Raw genomic sequence first — 17,324 nt, forward strand, 5'->3', positions numbered from 1 at the left:
GACCGGTCGCCGCCCGCCGCGTGTAACCGCGCGACATCTTTTATGACGAGACGGATGCGTCCAACCACCCTAAAGTTCGCTCCATCGACACGCGACTGCGTGTTCCCGAACCGAACCGAATCGAACCGAATCGACAGGACACCCGATGAAATTCCGTTACCTCGCCAGCGCAGCCGCGCTCGTCTGTCTCGCCAGCACGTCCGCCTTTGCCCGGCCGCTGCGCGCCACCGTGGTCGTCGCGCCAGCGCCAGTGCTCGTCGCGTCGCCACCGCCGCCCGCGACGGTCGTCGCAGCGTCGCCGGTGCCGAACGTCATATACGTGACCCCGCCGCCGCCCAAGGCCCTGTATCTGGCCCCGCCGCTGCCGAAAGCGGCTTACGTCGCGCCGCGCACGGTCTATGTCGCCCCGGTGCCGCGTGCGGCCGTCTGGGTCCCCGGCCACTGGGCCGGCCGCGTGTGGGTGCCCGCGCACTGGGCGTGACCCTGCGTCGGTGCTCACCCACCCGATCCCGATCCGTTTCATCAACCGCCTGCCGGCGCGAAATGCCGGCCCCATCAAGGAGAAACCCGTGAAGTCCGTCAAGAAGATGATTGCCCTCGTCGTTTTGTGTATTGTTTCAGCAGCGGCATCGGCGCAGGACGCGGCGCCGCGCGCGGCCGTCGGCGCACGCATCGAGCGCGCGATGGCCCAGCTCGAAACCCGCTTCGCCGCCGCGAACACCACGCACGACGGCAAGCTCACCCGCCAGCAGGCCGCGCTCGGGATGCCGATGGTCGCGCAGCATTTCGACGAGATCGACACGCAGCAAAACGGATACGTGACCGTCGCGCAGCTCGAAGCGTTCCTGCGTCAGCGCATGGCGGCCCGATAGCGACGACAGCGACAGACAACAACCCGATCGCGCGACCCGCGCCGGAGGCAGCCGATGGAGCAAACACCCAGAATCATCGTGCTCGACGACGAGGCGGAGTTGCGCAACATGCTGCAACGCTTCCTGAGCGGGCACGGCTTCCAGGTGCGCGCGGTGGCCGACGGCAAGCGGCTCGACCGCCTGTTGCAGCGCGAGCCTTACGACCTGCTGGTGCTCGACCTGATGATGGAGCCCGAGGACGGCCTCAGCGTCTGCCGCCGGCTGCGCGCGGAAGGGCACACGCTGCCGATCCTGATGGTCACCGCGAAAGGCGACGCGGCGGACAAGGTCGTCGGCCTCGAGACGGGCGCCGACGACTATCTCGCGAAGCCGTTCCTCCCCGACGAGCTGGTCGCCCGCGTCCGTGCGCTGCTGCGGCGGCAGAAGATGGCGGCGGGCGAACCGACGGTAACCGCGCAGCGGCTGCGCTTCGGCGATTTCACGTTCGACGTCGGCCAGCAGATGCTGTGCCGTGACGGCACGCCGGTCGACGTGCATTCCGCCCAGATGCTGTTGCTGCACGCACTCGGCTCGTCGCCGAACCGCGCGGTGAGCCGCGAGAACCTGCTCGCCCGCGCGCGCGGGCGCGACCACCAGGCGCTCGACCGCAGCGTCGACGTGCAGATCCTGCGGCTGCGCCAGATCGTCGAGGAGGATCCGGCCAAGCCGCGCTTCATCAAGACCGTCTGGGGCATCGGCTACATGCTGGTGGCCGGCGTCGAACCGTGATGCGACGCCTGCTGCCGCGCTCGCTGATGTCGCGCAACATCGCGTTGCTGGTCGCGCTCGTTGCGCTGTCGCTCGCCTGTTCGCTCGTCGTCCTGCTGCATTACGTGCAGCGCCCGCGCGTCGAGCGCGCGTCGATCGTCTTTGCGAACTATGTGGCGTTGCTCGACCGTACGCTCGCGAGCGTGCCGCCCGAAACGGGCAACGCGGTGGCCGCCCGGCTCGGTGCGCAGACCGCCCCGCCGCCGGCGGACCCGCCCCGTCCGCCGAATCTGCTCAGGCTGTTCCAGTCCTGGCAGCGCGACGTCTTCATGCGGGCGCTCGAGCGCCACCTGCCGCCCGACCAGCCGGTGCGCTGGCAATCGGGCGACGAGGATCGTCTGTGGATTCGCGTACACGTGTCGGGTCAGCCTGTCTGGGTGGCGCTGCCGATCGCGGCGGACACGCAGGCGAGCGGCATCACGACGGCCGTCGTGCTGTCGGTCGGCCTCGCGCTGCTCGCCGCGCTGACCGGCTACCTGATCCAGCGCCACCTGAACCGGCCGCTCGCCGAACTGGCGCGCGCGGCGCGCCGCGTGAGCGCGGGCGAACGGCCGCCGCCGCTGCCCACCGACGGCCCGACCGAAATTGCGGACGTGAGTCTCGCGTTCAACCAGATGACCGATGCGCTGCAGCAGGAAGAGACGACGCGCGCACTGATGCTGGCCGGCGTCTCGCACGATATCCGCACGCCGCTCACGAAGCTGCGTCTCGCAATCGCGATGGCGCTGCCGCGCGGCAGCAACGACGCGCTGGTGGCAGCGTCCGACGGCTATCTGGACCAGATCGACACGATCCTGCAGCAGTTCATGGACTACGCGGGCAGCGGCGAGCGCGAAACGCCGAAGACCGGCGATCTGAACGCGCTGGTCGGGCAGCTCGTCGCGGATTTCGCGGGGCTCGGCCACGAATTCGCGTTCGACGACGGCGACGTGCGGCCCTTCGCGTTCCGGCCCGTGAGCCTGATGCGGCTGCTGATGAATCTGATGCAGAACGCGGTCGTCTACGGCCGCTCGGGCCTGCTCGTACGCACCTGGATGCAGCACGGCTGCGCCTGTGTCGCGGTGTGCGACCGCGGCACGGGCCTCGGCGCCGCCGAACTCGAACGGCTCAAGACGCCGTTCAGCCGGGGCACGAACGCCCGCAGCCATGCGGGCGGCACAGGCCTCGGCCTCGCAATCGTCGAACGAATCGCGCGCCTGCACGGCGGCTCGCTCACGTTCCGCGACCGCGACGGCGGCGGCCTCGAAGCGGTCGTCGCGCTGCCGCTGGATCCGCCCGTGCAGGTGCGCGCGCCGCTGCCTGCGTGACGGCCGGCCGCCCGTCGGCGAAGCGGCACATGCGTCGACGTGCGTGACGTCGGCTCGCCGACGAAACCGCAACATGCGCTGACTTGCACTGACATGCGTAACGTCCGCTCGCCGACGAAACCGCGACATACGTCGACATAATTCGTGCGTGGCGCCGCACGACACCTCCCCGCATACTTGCGCCTGAGCGTTGCGCAACTGCACGGACCAAAGTGCCCCGCCGACGTTCAGACACCAGCCCCCGATAGTTCGCGATCCTGATCATGGCGGAAGTATCGGCAACGTCAACCCGATCACGGACATCGACATGAACGCTTCTCTCGACTTTCTCGCCTCCCGCGCCAAGCGCGTCGCCTGCACCGCACTGATCGCCGGCGCGCTCTTCACGACCGGCTGCGCCGCGACGCCGGCCGGCATTCAGGCGGCCGGCCCGCTGCCCCAGGTTCACGCGGACGTCGTCTGCGTGTCCGCGTTCGACGTCGCCGCCGATGACGTCAAGCTCGACGGCGGGATGGCCAGCAAGCTGATGACGATCGCGCGCGGCGTGTCGACCGATGCACAGCGGCAGCAGACCGCGCTGAAAGCCCGCGAACAGCTTGCCGACGAACTCGTGCGCGAGCTCGTGTCGCTGGGCGTCCCCGCGATGCGCGCGGACGGCGCCGTGCCGGCCGGCCGCGACGCATTGATCGTCACGGGCCGGTTCGAGACGATCGACGCGGGCAACCGCCGGCGCCGCATCCTGATCGGCCTCGGCGCGGGCAAGAGCGAAGTGGGCGCGTCGGTGGCCGTCCTGTTCCAGCCCGCTCGCGGCACGCCGCAGCCGCTCGTCACGTTCTCCGTCGACGCGGACAGCGGACGCATGCCCGGCATCGCCGAGACCGCGGGCGTCGGCGCGGCGGCAGGCCGTCTCGCGACGTCGGCGGCCGTCAGCGGCGGCGTGCACGGCGTGTCGGAGACGAAGCGCGATACGGTGTCGGCCGTCACGGGCAAGCTCGCGCGGTCGATCGCGAAACAGCTCGCGGCGACGAGCGCGACGAACGGCTGGCTGCCGCACGTATCGGCGAGCTGACGCGCGCACGCCAGGTGCGCGAGCCGGCATCTGGGCATAATGCCGGAAACCGATCCGGCCGCTCGCGCATCGCGCAGTTTGCGAGCGAAGCGCAGCGCGCCGGAATCGAACCTCGAACCTCATCCGCTCAAACACATGCAAGTGCTCGTCGTGGGATCCGGCAAGCTGGCGACGGAGTTGCTCCGCTCGCACAAGCTGGACAGTACGTATCAAGTCATTCCGTGGACCGCCGACAGCCGCATCGACGTCAGGTCGATCGTCGTCCATGCCGGCTCCGGCCGCGAACTGCCGGCCGTGATCGCCGCCTGCCGGGCGACGTCGTCGCCGCTCGTCGAGCTGTCCACCGGCTCCGACATCGAGACCGGGTCGCACGACTTCCCGGCCGTGCTGTGCCCGAACACGAACATCCTGATGCTCAAGTTCATGAGCATGCTCGAAACCAGCGGCCACCTCTTTCGCGATTGCGCAATCAGCGTGGTCGAATCCCATCAGGCGACGAAGTCGTCGGTGCCCGGCACCGCCGTTAGCATCGTCCAGTCGCTCGGCCTGCCGCCCGACGCGATTCGCTCGGTGCGGGACCCTGCAATCCAGCGCGGCGAACTGCAGATCCCCGATGACGAACTGGCGCGCCACGCGTACCACCAGGTACGGATCGAAGACGGCGCCTGCAGCCTGCAGTTCGAATCCCGCGTGTACGGCGCATCGCCTTATGCGGACGGTGTGTCGCGCATCGTCGACGCCGTTCGTTGCCACGAACTCGAGAACCGCCGCTATTCGATCATGGAGTTCATCCGGAACGGCTGGCTGTGAGGCCGGTAGTGGACCGGGCGAGGTTTTCCCGGCCCGCTCCAACCCTTCTCCGGGCTCGGCGTTCATTGCCCGCCCTTGCTGTCGAGCGGATGCACGGTCTCATTCAGCACGCGCGCATGTGCACCGACCGGGAAATTCGACAGCGAGCCGAAGTCGCCACCCTGATAGCCGAAGATCTTGCCGTCCGTCTTGCGCTGCGTCAGGTCGATCAGCACGACGCCGAGCGTCGGGATCACCTTCTCGCGCCACACGAACAGATACAACTCGTCCGCAAGCTTGAAGTAATGGCAGCGATCGACGTCGGCCAACCCGCGCTCGACGCCTTCCAGGCATTGCCACGCGTAGAAGTTCTCGTTCAGGTAGATGTGCTCGTAGCATTCTGTCGGGCTGTAGCGGTACATCGTGCGCTTGCCGATCAACTCGCGGGTCGGCGCATGCAGCGGCCCCGGGCCGACATGGCCGCCGAGCGTGCCGTGGCGGAATGCGACGTCGACGCCCGTCAGCGGCAGCCCGCGCGCCACGCGCGTGAATGCATCGACGTGCGTATCCGCCTCGGTCGGCAGCGTGCCCGTCACCGACGTCCACACGCCGCTTTCCAGGTCGATCACGACGCTCACCGACGTCGCACGTGCCGCCGAATCGATGTAGTCGACGAAATACAGCCCCTCGCGCAGCCGCGTCACGCGGCACGGCTCGCTGCCGCACGCACCGGTCGCCGCATCGCGCCATTGCAACGCGCGCGGCTCGAACCTGAAGACGCGCGACGCGCTGGATGTGCCGGACGCGTCGTCGAGCGTGAGCGTCTGGCCCGCCAGCGCGTCGACAGGCGCGACGAGGTTGGCCTCCGGCGCAAAGCCGTCCGCGAGCGCGCCCACCTGAATGAAAACCGGATCCTGTCGTTCCACCTGCCGTCTCCCGTGCAGCCTCAGGCCCGGCGGGCCGTCTACGCTGCTCATGCACATGGTGCAGGCTGCGCGCGGCGCGCGGTATCGGCCAAAAGGATGAAGGGCGCACGCCGCCGGAACGCGCTAAAGTGCGTGTGATCCGCGCCGCGACCGGCGCGCGAGGAGCGCGCATGCATCGTGTCACCCACTACCGCCGTACCCGCGAAGGCATCGAGGCGATCAGCCTCGAATCGGATCGCGCGTTCCCGCGTCATGCACATGACGAATTCGGAGTCGGGGTGATCGTCAGCGGCGCGCACCGGTCGTGGAGCGGCCGCGGCCAGGTCGACGCGCTGGCCGGCGACGCAATCATGGTCAACCCGGGCGAAATGCACGACGGCGCGCCACTCGACACGCACGCGCAGCGGAGCTGGCGGATGCTGTACCTCGCGCCGGCGCTCGTCACCGGCGTCGCGGCCGACGAAGGGCTCGTCGGCATCGAGCTCGCGCGTCCGGCGGTGCGCGACGGGCGACTGGCCGAGGCCTTCGGCCGGCTATACGCGCGCATCGTCGACGGCAACGACGCGCCGCTCGCGCGCGACGAAGCGCTCGTGATGCTCGTCGCGGGTTTGCTGGCGCGGCACGCGAACCGCGCACTGCCGCAGATGGGCGTCGCGCCCGCGATCCACGCGGCGCGGGAACGGCTCGATGCAGCGCCCGCCGCACCCGTGTCGCTCGCCGAACTCGCGGCGCTGGGTGGCGTGAGCCGCTTCCAGTTGCTGCGCGGCTTCGCGCGCGAACTCGGCATCACGCCGCATGCGTACCTGATCCAGTCGCGCACGCGGCTCGCCCGCGCGCTGCTCGCGCGCGGCCGGCCGATCGTCGATGCCGCGGCCGAAGCGGGGTTCGCCGACCAGAGCCACCTCACGCGCGCGTTTGCGCGCCAGTTCGGCATCACGCCAGGGCGATTCACGCAGGCGATGAGGTAGCCGGCGAGGAGGTCGCCGGATCCCCCTCTCGCTGCAATTTCATTCAAGACGCCCACCCCGCCACCGCGCGACGATGCGGCGCATGAAAACACGACTGATTGGCTACCTCTACCTCGCCGCCGCGATGACCGGCGTCGGCAGCACCGTGATCGCGAGCCGCCTGGCCGCCGGCGGTCTGCCGCCGTTCACGGCAACCGCGCTGCGCTTCCTGATCGCGACGCCATTGCTGTTCGCGTTGATGCGCATGCAACGGCTGCGCTGGCCGCGGCTCTCGCTGCGCGACACCGTGCTGCTCGTCGTGCAGGCTGCCGCGGGCGGCGTCGGTTATACGGTGCTGCTGATCTGCGGCACGCGGCTGTCGTCGCCGCTCGATGCGGGCGTGATGCTCGGCACGCTGCCGGCGATGTCGACACTGATCGCGGCCGTCATGCTGCGCGAACGGCAGACGCCGCGTGACTGGGCGGCCGCCGCGCTCGCGACGTGCGGCGTGCTGTTCGTCACGTTCACGCCTGGCCAGCCGCTGCCGTCGCTGCAGACGCTCGCCGGCGACGCGCTGGTGCTGGCGGCCGTCGCATGTGAAGCCGTATTCATCCTTCTCAACCGCCGGCTCGCGACGCCGCTCGCCCCGCTCGCGCTGTCGACGGCGATGTCCGGGCTCGGCTTCGTGCTCGCGCTGGTGCCGGCCACATTCGAAGCGCATGCGGGCACGGCGGGCTGGACGTCGGGCGCGGTCGCGGCGATCGCGTACTACGCGCTGGTGCCGACCGTGCTCGGCTACCTGTGCTGGTACGCGGGTTCGGCCCGCACGAGCGGCACCGAAGCCGCACTGTTCACCGCTGTCGCGCCCGTGTCGGCGGTGCTGTTCGCGGTCGCGCTGTTCGGCGAGACGCTGAACGCCACGCGGCTCGCCGGCATCGCGCTGGTCGTTGCAGGCATGCTGGTCGGCGCGATACGACGGCGCGCGGCGCCGTCACGCGCACCGGGCACGCAATCGGCGTAAGCGGCAAAAGAAAGCGCCGTGCCGCCCCGCAATCGCGGGAACAGCACGGCGCTTGTCGCATCTCGTCGCCGAATCGTGGCTTTGGCGGCTTTCGTGGCTTACTTCGCCTTTTCCGCCGTATCGCTGATCGCCTGCCCGCCCTTCGAAATATCCTGTCCCATGCCGGCAATCGTATTGCAACCGGCGAGCGCGGCGGTCACCACCAGCAGCATTGCAGCAATCGTACGCGTCATTTTTCCCTCTCCTTCGAGTCGTTGTGCCCGAGCGGGCGAATCGTGAGTCATCTGCGGCGTGGCGCCCTGCGATGCGCAGGGCGCCGGGCCTGACCGGATTATACGGGGACAGCCATCACACGCCAGCCCGGACCGGGCGGGTGTCGCGAGCCCCCGCTGACACGACCCGCGCAAGTTTTCCTTGACTTCGGCCAGCCTCAAACTAATATACGCACCGCGTATATTTTCCTGCGAGGTACCGCCGATGACCGTTCCCCAGCAAGCCTTCCTCCGCGACGCGATGCGCCGCCTCAACATGACCCGCGAAGCGTTCGCCAACCGTATCGGCGTCAGCCGGCGCGCGCTGGATACGTGGCTGCTGCCCGACGATTCGCAGGAGTGTCGCGGGATGCCGGAAATCGTCGAGCGCTTCGTGTCGGAGATCGTCGAACGCGCCGCGCCGGAAGGCGGCGACTATACGCAAAGCGTAGATAATCAGGGGTTGGCGAAGCAGTTCCTGTTCGAAGGCAAGCCGCAGTTGCTGTCGGTCGACCAGTTCTCGCGGGATTCGGTCGAGGCGCTGTTCCGAGTCGCCGACGTGATGCAGCCGATCGCGCGCCGCCGCAAGATTTCGCGCGTGCTGGAAGGCGCGGTGCTCGGCAACCTGTTCTTCGAGGCCAGCACGCGCACCCGCGTGTCGTTCGGCGCGGCGTTCTGCCGGCTCGGCGGCTCGGTGTGCGACACGACCGGCTTCACGTTCTCGTCGATGGCGAAAGGTGAATCGATCTACGACACGAGCCGCGTGATGTCCGGCTACGTCGACGCGCTGGTGATCCGCCATCCGGAGAAAGGCTCGGTCGCCGAATTCGCGCGCGCGACCAACCTGCCGGTGATCAACGGCGGCGACGGCCCCGGCGAGCATCCGAGCCAGGCGCTGCTCGACCTGTATACGATCCAGCGGGAATTCTCGCGGCTCGGCAAGATCGTCGATGGCGCACACATCGCGCTCGTCGGCGACCTCAAGTACGGCCGCACCGTGCATTCGCTCGTCAAGCTGCTCGCGCTGTACCGCGGCCTCAAGTTCACGCTCGTGTCGCCGCCGACGCTCGAGATGCCCGCATACATCGTCGACCAGATCTCGAAGAACGGTCACGTGATCGAGCAGACGCACGACCTCGCCGCAGGGCTGAAGGGGGCCGACGTCGTCTACGCGACGCGGATCCAGAAGGAGCGCTTCGCCGACGAATCGTTCGAGGGCTACACGCCGGATTTCCAGATCAACCAGGCGCTCGTCGACACCGTCTGCGGCGCGGACACGCTGATCATGCACCCGCTGCCGCGCGACAGCCGCCCGGGCGCGAACGACCTGTCGGTCGACCTGAACCGCGACCCGCGCCTCGCGATCTTCCGGCAGACCGACAACGGGATTCCGGTGCGGATGGCGATCTTCGCGGTGCTGCTCGGCGTCGAGAATCTCGTGCAACACTCGATGCGCGATGCGACGTGGCGTCCGCCCACGTATCTCGGGCCGGAGGATGCGGTGTTTCACGGGATCGATTGAGAAACAACGGTCACCGCGCCCGGTATGACGCAACGTCATTCCGGGCGCGCACTTCTCAGAGATAGAGCGTCAGCTTGGAAGGCGCTCTTTTGGCTTTGGCGATCGGTGATGCAGAACCGCCAACCGTGGCTACGCACGCCACGGATCGATCACCCGAAGGCCGGCTGCCTCAAACGGCGCGATGTCACGCGTCGCGACAATCAAGCCATTTGCGTCAGCGGTGGCGGCAATATAGCCATCGGCAGGCGCAATCGCGCTACCGGCGGCACGGGCGCGCGCGCGAAGATTTGCGTACGCTTTGGTCGCTGCTTCGTCGAATGGCAGGATCCGGCCTCGAAATACCGGCACGACACGTTGCTCGATGCTTTGGTGTAGCCACTCCCGACGCCTCCCTTCCGGCAGGGCCGCCACGCCAAATCGCAATTCTGCAAGGCTGATCGCCGCCAGAAACAGCGTCTCGACGTTTTGCGCATCGAGCCAATCCATCACGGCGACACTCGGCTCGCGGCGCAACGGTTCGGATATGACGTTCGTATCAACAAGGATCATTCGAAGCTCATCGGCTCAGTTGGCGTCTTGTCGCGCTGGATGTCGAGATCAACGCCCCCTGCCTCTCGCCCGATCTCCGCAAGCAGCGTACCAAGCTTGAGTCGCCCTTCCGGGCGAACCGCTTGCTCGAGAATGTCACGCACCTCGGCTTCGGTACTGCGCCCATGTTGGGCCGCACGAATTCGAAGGGCGCGATGCACTTCATCAGGCAAATTCCGCACGGTTATCACTGGCATGATGCACTCCACGTCAATGCTTTCAATGCATTCATTCTAGCATTTTGCTGTCGCGTGAGTAGCGCCATGAGTTGATCACTCTATCTCCGCTGACAGTCTCATCCCACCTAGTCGATTGGCTAGTGCCCCACACCTCCCGCCCCGTTAGCCCATCCGCAACATTCTTCAACACTTTTCCAAAACACGAACGAGAACGCTTCTCATTTAGTAAAAAATTACATAGAATGCCGACTGAAAACAAATCGTAATAATTCCCGGCGGCATGCACATCCGTGCAGCGCTTGCCTCCGGGCCACACCAGACGAGGTCGATGCGCTCATGAAGTCCCGCTCCGAAGAGCTGAAGCTCGGAAAGTTCACCACCCTGTGCGGCGTGCTCGCGGCGAGCCCGGCATTCGCCGACGGCGCACCGCCGCCCGCCCCGGCCGACGGCGACGGCCATCTCGCGCCGATCGAGATCAAGGGCAAGGCCGAGCACAGCTACAAGGCGGACTTCTCCGCATCCGCGAAATTCACCGCGCCGCTCGTCGACACGCCGAAATCCGTCACTGTGATCCCGCAGGAACTGATCCGGAACAGCGGCGCGTCGACGCTGACCGAGGCGCTGCGTACCGTGCCCGGCATCACGTTCGGCGCGGGCGAAGGCGGCAATCCGCTCGGCGACCGGCCGTTCCTGCGCGGCTACGACACGCAAGGCAGCATGTTCGCCGACGGGATGCGCGACACCGGCGCGACCACCCGCGAAATCTTCAACACCGAGCGCGTCGAGATCACGAAAGGCTCGGACGGCGCATATGGCGGCCGCGGCGGCGCGGGCGGCAGCATCAACCTGATCACGAAGGCCCCGCACCTCGGCACGAGTGCGGACGCGAGCGCGGGCTTCGGCACCGACCGCTACCGCCGCTTCACGGCAGACGGCAACTGGCAGTTCGCCGATCATGCGGCGTTCCGCCTCAACCTGATGAGCCACAACAACGACGTCGCCGGCCGCAATGCAGTCAACAACGGGCGCTGGGGCGTCGCGCCGTCGATTACGTTTGGCCTCGGCACGCCGACCCGCGTCACCGCGAGCTACTACCATCTGTCCACCGACGACATGCCCGACGGCGGCATCCCGTATTTCTACGGCTTCAACATCCCGAAGGGCGTCAGCACCGACGGCCCTGCGCCTGTCGACCGCCACAATTTCTACGGGCTGATCGACCGCGACTTCCGCAAGACGACGTCGGATATCAGCACGCTCAGGATCGAGCACGACATCACGTCGTCGCTGACGATCCGCAACACCACGCGCTACACGGAGTCCACGCAGGACTACATCTGGACGCAGCCGGACGACAGCCAGGGCAACGTCGTCAACGGCCGGGTCTGGCGGCGTGCGAACACCCGCAACAGCTCGATCAACAGCATCGCGAACCAGACCGAGCTGTTCGGCGAATTCCGCACGGGCCCGCTGAAACACAACTTCACGACCGGCATCGAGCTGTCGCGCGAATGGGGCAAGCGCGACACGTACAGCGTCGCGGCCGGCACCGGCAAGATCTGCCAGAACGGCATCGGCGCGGCGTCGGACTACAACTGCACGAGCCTGTGGTCGCCGAACCCGGCCGATCCGTGGGCAGGCTCGATCACGCGTGACAACGACTACGCGCATGCGCGCACCGTCACGAAATCGATCTACGGCTTCGACACGATCGAGCTGACGCCGCGCTGGCAGGTGAACGCCGGGGTGCGCGTCGACGACTATTCGACGCGCTTCACCGACACCCGCGCAAAAGGTGGCAAGACCTACACGCGCGACGACACACTGTTCAACTGGCAGCTGGGCCTTGTGTTCAAACCCGCTCAGAACGGCAGCATCTACGCGTCGTACGCGACGTCGTCGACGCCGGCCGGCATGCTGCTCGGCGAAGGCAGCGAATCGCAGTCGCTGTCGCCGGGCCGCGGCGGCGTCGGCCCGAACGCCGACCAGATGGCGCCTGAAAAGAACCGCAGCATCGAACTCGGCACGAAGTGGAACGTGCTGAACGACAAGCTCGCGCTGACGGCCGCGCTGTTCCAGATCGATACGACGAACGCGCGCGTGACGCTGCCGAACAACCAGTACGCGATGGTCGGCAACAAGCGCGTGCAGGGCCTCGAACTCGGCGTCGCGGGCCAGCTCACGAAACAGTGGCAGGTGTTCGGCGGCTACACGTACATGAAGAGCGAGCTGCGCGACAACGGCAAGAACGCCGAGAACAACGGCCATCAGTTCCCGAACACGCCGAAGCACAGCTTCACGATGTGGACCAACTACGACGTGACGCCGAAGTTCACGGTCGGCGGTGGCGCGTTCTACATGTCGCAGGTGTTCGGCGATCCCGAGAACCAGCGCGCGGTGCCGTCGTACTGGCGCTTCGACGCGATGGCGCAGTACCGGATCAACAAGAAGCTCGACCTGCAGCTGAACGTGAACAACCTGTTCAACCGCACGTATTTCGATCAGGCGTATCCGGCGCACTACGCGTCGATCGCGCCGGGCCGCTCGGCGTTCGTCACGCTGAACGCGCGCTACTGATCGATGGAGGCCGTGTCGCTGAAGGCGCTCGCGTCGGTGTCGCCGCGCGAGTTCGCCGCGATCCTGTCCGGGCCGCCCGAGCGCGCCGCCGCATGGGTCGCGGCGGCGGCCGGCAACGGCATCGTCGAAGCGCAGGCCGTCTACGGGCAATACCTGCTCGACGGCCACGGCGTGCCGCGCGATCCGGCGGCCGCGTTCACGTGGTTCCGGCACGCGGCGCAGGCCGATCACCCGATGGCGATGAACATGCTCGGCCGCTGCTACGAGTTCGGCTGGGGCACTGCCGCGTGCGCACCGGTCGCCGTCTACTGGTACCGGCTCGCCGCGCACGCGGGGCTCGACTGGGGCATGTACAACTACGCGACCGCGCTCGCGCTCGGCAACGGCGTCGACGAGAATCGCGCCGACGCGCTCGACTGGTTCCGGCGCGCGGCCGCGCTTGGTCACGCGAAATCGCTCAACCTGATCGGCGGGTTCTACGAGGACGGCTGGGTCGTCGCCGCCGATGCGGACGCCGCTTTCGATCACTATCGCCGCGCAGCCGTTGCCGGCGATTTCCGCGGACAGTTCAACTATGCGCGGCTGCTCGCCGAGCGCGGCCGCGTCGACGATGCGCTCGCGTGGATTGCGCGCGTGCCCACAACCGCGACGCCTGCGTTCGTCGCGAAGATGTGCGCGTATCTTGCCGCGTCGCCGGTCGCTGCGTTCCGCACGGCTGCGGCGCGGCTGCAGACAAACGATCCGGAATCCATATCATGATGCTGCATATTCCCGGCGTGCTGACCAGCGAGCAAGTCGCGCAATGCCGCGACATCCTCGACCACGCCGAATGGACCGACGGCAACGCGACGTCCGGCGCGCAGTCCGCGCTCGCGAAGCACAATCGCCAGTTGCCAGAAGGCTCGCCTGCGGCGCGTGCGGTGGGCGACGCGATCCAGGATGCGCTGGCGCGCAATCCGCTGTTCTTTTCGGCGGCGCTGCCGCTCAAGGTGTTTCCGCCGCTGTTCAACCGTTATGAAGGCGGCGAAGCATTCGGCACGCATGTCGACAACGCGATCCGGCTGCTGCGCGGCACGGATTTCCGTGTGCGCAGCGACCTGTCGGCGACGCTGTTTCTCGAAGAGCCCGATGCGTACGACGGTGGTGAATTGTGCGTCGAAGACACGTTTGGCGTACATCGCGCGAAACTGCCGGCCGGCGATCTCGTGCTGTATCCGGCATCGAGCCTGCATCATGTGACGCCCGTCACGCGCGGCGCGCGGGTGGCGTCGTTCTTCTGGATTCAGAGCATGGTGCGCGATGATGCCGATCGGACGTTGCTGTTTCAGCTCGATACGCAGATTCAGCAGCTATCGACGGAGAAAGGTGCGCATGACGCGAGCGTGATCGCGCTCACCGGGATTTATCACAACCTGTTGCGGCGGTGGGCAGATGCGTGAGCAGCGCTCGCTTCTGTCGGCAGAGGGAAGTAACGTTGCCGACTTTCTGGGCATTCCGCAAACCATCTGAACAAAACAATGAGAACGCTCGAGGCGTCCTCAAACTTATAGACGCAAGCGCACGACGCGGCGTGCGATCGCATCTTGAACACACTATCTAGTCAGCCAGAAATAGTAGCTTGCCGTAGCTGCCAACACGACTGCGGCGGTATAGAAAGCGGGTTGGTTGCGTAGGAAATCAAGCTTGCTTGGCTCTTCCTCGATTTCGTTGTCCAGATTCCAGTAGTCAAACATCCATGGAGTATGTACAACGTTTAGCAGCAACACCGCAGCCGAGCTTACGAACAGCACGAAGAGGACAATTTCCTGAGTAGTTGACATGCCTGACCCTATTAACGGGCGTTCCAGCGCGTGAAAATTTCGAGTTCCATCTGATATAGCTCGTCCAGTGTGCCACCGATCATGCCGCCCAGGGTGCTTCCGAGCGTGACCGTCGCGATGGCACATATTGGTTCAGCCGGACCGCACAAAAACGAGACATAGAATCCAGCTACTCCACCACCGACCATACCGCCCGCGATAATACTGCCTTGCCGAGCGAGCTCCTTTATTTTATCTTCCGCCCTATATACTTCATTAGCGGCGAGCATAGCAGTCAACAAAATCAGGACTGTGCTATATGCTCGCATCTTCATGATTCTGGCATTCACACCAGCATTCGGCCGGCCGGCAGATTTGATAACCTCATAATAGACTTTATTGCGCTCCACCTCGGCCAAATCCGAAAAAGGCTTTCCGAAGTCGCGCATGGCGTATCTATCGAGATAGTAATCGAACCCTTTGGCCTTCAACTTCAACCTTTCGGCCTCAGCCACACCGGTGGCCGTCGTATATTTCCGATATTCGACAAACAACTGATCACGCGTCTGGTTGCAAAACAGCGCCCCCTCTTTAACGGATATACGACCGGAATCAACTTCCTTCCGAACCTCGTCGGAAACTTCCTTGATGTGCGCCATATAGCGCTTGCGCGTATCTTCGTTCTTGATGACGTCATAGGCAAACCTTGTCGCAGCCGCCTCAAAGGAGGCGATCGCCTTTTCAAGGAAGTCACTTCTAATATGATGCGTTTCTTGCGTCGCGTAACTGCCCTCGTGGATGGCCTTATTCTGGTTTTCTGCCATACTTACCTCAGAATCGCGTCGATCAGACGCTCGGTGACCGAGCTGTAGTTGGATTGTTCACCCTCGACATGGAGCTCAATTTTCTGGCATGGGCTACTATTTGGCCGATCAAATGCGACCATATTCCTTGAGTCGACAACCCCCTCCTCAACAGACCCATCTGCAAAATGAGCAGTACAGCGCAGCCCTTCGCAGTTGCCTTGTTCGTTCAGCTTGAACCGTACCCAGTGCTCGGGATCAGCCTTGTCAACGCCACAACATCTGTCGCCGCAAATCCCATACTTGATAACCCCTCGCCATCATATTGCTCGAACATCACGCTTTGCGACGGAAGCATAGTTGGCATCGGATAGCAGCCACACGAAACCTTGTCGCCCTCAAGCGCGACCTTCTGCCCCATCCAGCCATCGGGGAACCGCGGGCCGACTGCAACGACATGTCCAACCGAGCCGCATGCCGGACACATCACCGACGCGCCGACATGCGTCAACTGCTGCCCCATGACTGACGTAGTGGCAATGCCCTCTGTCACTACGCCCCCGGCAGTCGACTTGTCACCCACTCTCAGATAATGTCTTTTCACTGATTTTAGCCCTCTCGGATTCTTTGTTCCGACTAATACCCGACGCAGGACCGTTTGTCGAGAGACGAACGTGGACTTGACTAAATGTGACATTCGGTTATGAGTCGCCTCGCAGAATCACCTCGCAGAACTACGAGGATGCCCGAGTAACAGCGTTCGCATTCTTCTTGTCGCGCCGCCCTGCTTCCCTGCGCTCAGCTATTCGTCACCCATGACAGTCCCGCAGCACCTTCTCGATTTGTCAAATCCGGCCGTATCGCGCGCGCGAAACCCAGCTGATGGATAAATTGCGCGGTTCGGTCGCGCGCTACGACCGTCCCATAGATCCGATTGCGGAAGATGATCGGGACGCGTCGCGGTGATCCCCCTGGATACGCAAGCATTGGTGCAGTGGGTTGCCGCGATCCGGCAGTCGGCGCGGCACGCGGTCCGCTCGCTCATCCCGCCTCAGGCCACTGCCGTCAGAAGACGCACACTTCACCATCCTCCGGCACGAGCAACCGATCAGTCATCCCCTTCTCTGCCGAGAATTCACGCAGTTCCTTCCGGGTCAGCATCGCATGGTTGACCGCCTCCATATGTGACGCAATCAGCGTGGCCTGGGGCGCAGCCTGATAGACCTTGTGAACATCCTCCTTGCCCATGATGATCGAGCCCAGGCCGGGCACTTGCGCATCGCCGCTGTTCAGGATGACGGCATCCGGCCGATGGGTTTCCAGGCTGTCTTCCACGAACGTGTTCCAGACCGTATCGCCGGCGAGGTACAGCGTCTTTTCCGCCGAATGCTTGAACACGACGCCGCTCACCTGGCCCATCCGATCGCCAATCGCCTGAATGACTTCGTCCGACCCGTGCTGACCGGGCGTCTTGATGAGCGTCACGCCGTTGAAAGACGTGTCGTCCGTGAGCACGCGCACATCCGTGAATCCCGCATCCTTCACGATCGAGGCATCCTGCTCATGCTGGACGAACACCGGCAGGCTTTTCGGGATCGACGATCGGGCCGCATCGTCCCAGTGATCGAGATGGGTGTGAGTCACGATGACGGCGTTCACATCGACGATCTCTTCGACCGGGAGTGGCAGCTCGACGGTCGGCCATTTCAGGTGGCTGTTCGCGGTGCCTGCGAATCCGGGATAGGTGCCCTTGGGCGAAAGCACGGGATCGACGAGAAAGCGCGTGCCGGCCATTTCGACGATGACGGTTGCATTGCGGATTTGCTGGACCTTCATGGAGACACTCCTTCTACACGGGGGATTATTA

18 protein-coding genes and 2 pseudogenes are annotated in these 17,324 nt (G+C 65.4%); 13 read left to right on the forward strand and 7 right to left on the reverse strand.

The window, feature by feature from the left end:
* Nucleotides 1-226: 226 nt before the first annotated feature.
* From G3N94_RS09785 to G3N94_RS09810, 6 genes and pseudogenes are all read left to right on the forward strand, one after another.
* Nucleotides 227-481 (forward strand): annotated as a pseudogene (locus G3N94_RS09785) (hypothetical protein); the annotation flags it as partial.
* 88 nt (nt 482-569) lie between these two features.
* Entirely contained in the window at nt 570-872 is a 303-nt protein-coding gene (locus tag G3N94_RS09790) for an EF-hand domain-containing protein (protein WP_346778677.1), read from the forward strand.
* A 54-nt stretch (nt 873-926) separates the two neighbouring features.
* Complete coding sequence (locus tag G3N94_RS09795) at nt 927-1,640, forward strand: response regulator (protein WP_205792180.1); 714 nt, start codon at nt 927-929, stop codon at nt 1,638-1,640.
* Entirely contained in the window at nt 1,640-2,986 is a 1,347-nt protein-coding gene (locus tag G3N94_RS09800) for an ATP-binding protein (protein ID WP_205792221.1), read from the forward strand. Before G3N94_RS09795 ends, G3N94_RS09800 begins: the two co-directional genes overlap by 1 nt.
* Before the next feature lie 307 nt (nt 2,987-3,293).
* A complete protein-coding gene (locus G3N94_RS09805; RefSeq protein WP_205792181.1) occupies nt 3,294-4,055 on the forward strand; it encodes a DUF4410 domain-containing protein in 762 nt (253 codons plus the stop codon).
* Between the two features lie 135 nt (nt 4,056-4,190).
* Nucleotides 4,191-4,865 (forward strand): dihydrodipicolinate reductase C-terminal domain-containing protein, encoded by a 675-nt coding sequence (locus G3N94_RS09810; RefSeq protein ID WP_205792182.1) that lies wholly within the window; start codon nt 4,191-4,193, stop codon nt 4,863-4,865.
* 62 nt (nt 4,866-4,927) lie between these two features.
* On the opposite strand, the gene G3N94_RS09815 is transcribed toward G3N94_RS09810, so the two are convergent.
* The gene (locus G3N94_RS09815; protein WP_346778678.1) at nt 4,928-5,770 is read right to left on the reverse strand and encodes a molybdenum cofactor biosynthesis F family protein; all 843 of its coding nucleotides are present in this window, start codon (nt 5,768-5,770) and stop codon (nt 4,928-4,930) included.
* Nucleotides 5,771-5,940: 170 nt separating this feature from the next.
* Here G3N94_RS09815 and G3N94_RS09820 point away from each other — a divergent pair, with 170 nt between their 5' ends.
* Complete coding sequence (locus tag G3N94_RS09820; RefSeq protein ID WP_205792184.1) at nt 5,941-6,738, forward strand: AraC family transcriptional regulator; 798 nt, start codon at nt 5,941-5,943, stop codon at nt 6,736-6,738.
* Nucleotides 6,739-6,820: 82 nt separating this feature from the next.
* Entirely contained in the window at nt 6,821-7,738 is a 918-nt protein-coding gene (locus tag G3N94_RS09825; RefSeq protein ID WP_205792185.1) for a DMT family transporter, read from the forward strand.
* 98 nt (nt 7,739-7,836) lie between these two features.
* Here the strand turns inward: G3N94_RS09825 and G3N94_RS09830 are convergent, their stop codons facing one another.
* On the reverse strand, nt 7,837-7,971 hold the full coding sequence (locus G3N94_RS09830; protein WP_174962282.1) for an entericidin A/B family lipoprotein: 135 nt from the start codon (nt 7,969-7,971) through the stop codon (nt 7,837-7,839).
* Nucleotides 7,972-8,215: 244 nt separating this feature from the next.
* Here G3N94_RS09830 and G3N94_RS09835 point away from each other — a divergent pair, with 244 nt between their 5' ends.
* Complete coding sequence (locus G3N94_RS09835; RefSeq protein WP_205792186.1) at nt 8,216-9,511, forward strand: aspartate carbamoyltransferase; 1,296 nt, start codon at nt 8,216-8,218, stop codon at nt 9,509-9,511.
* Between the two features lie 129 nt (nt 9,512-9,640).
* On the opposite strand, the gene G3N94_RS09840 is transcribed toward G3N94_RS09835, so the two are convergent.
* A complete protein-coding gene (locus tag G3N94_RS09840) occupies nt 9,641-10,060 on the reverse strand; it encodes a type II toxin-antitoxin system VapC family toxin (protein WP_205792187.1) in 420 nt (139 codons plus the stop codon).
* Nucleotides 10,057-10,296, reverse strand: coding sequence for an Arc family DNA-binding protein (locus G3N94_RS09845; protein WP_205792188.1), 240 nt, complete (start codon nt 10,294-10,296; stop codon nt 10,057-10,059). Before G3N94_RS09845 ends, G3N94_RS09840 begins: the two co-directional genes overlap by 4 nt.
* Nucleotides 10,297-10,614: 318 nt before the next feature.
* Here G3N94_RS09845 and G3N94_RS09850 point away from each other — a divergent pair, with 318 nt between their 5' ends.
* The 3 genes from G3N94_RS09850 to G3N94_RS09860 are packed head-to-tail and all read left to right on the forward strand — an operon-like array spanning nt 10,615 to nt 14,294.
* Entirely contained in the window at nt 10,615-12,855 is a 2,241-nt protein-coding gene (locus G3N94_RS09850; protein ID WP_205792189.1) for a TonB-dependent siderophore receptor, read from the forward strand.
* A gap of 3 nt (nt 12,856-12,858) precedes the next feature.
* Nucleotides 12,859-13,614, forward strand: a complete 756-nt coding sequence (locus G3N94_RS09855) for a tetratricopeptide repeat protein (protein WP_205792190.1) — start codon at nt 12,859-12,861, stop codon at nt 13,612-13,614.
* The gene (locus tag G3N94_RS09860) at nt 13,611-14,294 is read left to right on the forward strand and encodes a Fe2+-dependent dioxygenase (protein ID WP_205792191.1); all 684 of its coding nucleotides are present in this window, start codon (nt 13,611-13,613) and stop codon (nt 14,292-14,294) included. Before G3N94_RS09855 ends, G3N94_RS09860 begins: the two co-directional genes overlap by 4 nt.
* Before the next feature lie 153 nt (nt 14,295-14,447).
* Here G3N94_RS09860 and G3N94_RS09865 read toward each other — a convergent pair whose 3' ends face one another.
* Both G3N94_RS09865 and G3N94_RS09870 read right to left on the reverse strand, forming a co-directional pair.
* On the reverse strand, nt 14,448-14,675 hold the full coding sequence (locus tag G3N94_RS09865) for a hypothetical protein (protein ID WP_124599288.1): 228 nt from the start codon (nt 14,673-14,675) through the stop codon (nt 14,448-14,450).
* Nucleotides 14,676-14,686: 11 nt separating this feature from the next.
* Entirely contained in the window at nt 14,687-15,478 is a 792-nt protein-coding gene (locus tag G3N94_RS09870) for a hypothetical protein (protein WP_241021725.1), read from the reverse strand.
* A gap of 825 nt (nt 15,479-16,303) precedes the next feature.
* On the opposite strand from G3N94_RS09870, the pseudogene G3N94_RS43180 reads away from it, so the two are divergent.
* A pseudogene (locus G3N94_RS43180) lies at nt 16,304-16,423 on the forward strand (type II toxin-antitoxin system Phd/YefM family antitoxin); the annotation flags it as partial.
* 99 nt (nt 16,424-16,522) lie between these two features.
* Here G3N94_RS43180 and G3N94_RS09880 read toward each other — a convergent pair.
* Nucleotides 16,523-17,293, reverse strand: coding sequence for an MBL fold metallo-hydrolase (locus tag G3N94_RS09880; RefSeq protein WP_205792193.1), 771 nt, complete (start codon nt 17,291-17,293; stop codon nt 16,523-16,525).
* Nucleotides 17,294-17,324 lie beyond the last annotated feature (31 nt).

Origin of the sequence: Burkholderia sp. Ac-20353 (assembly GCF_017104785.1) — a bacterium.
GTDB lineage: Bacteria > Pseudomonadota > Gammaproteobacteria > Burkholderiales > Burkholderiaceae > Burkholderia.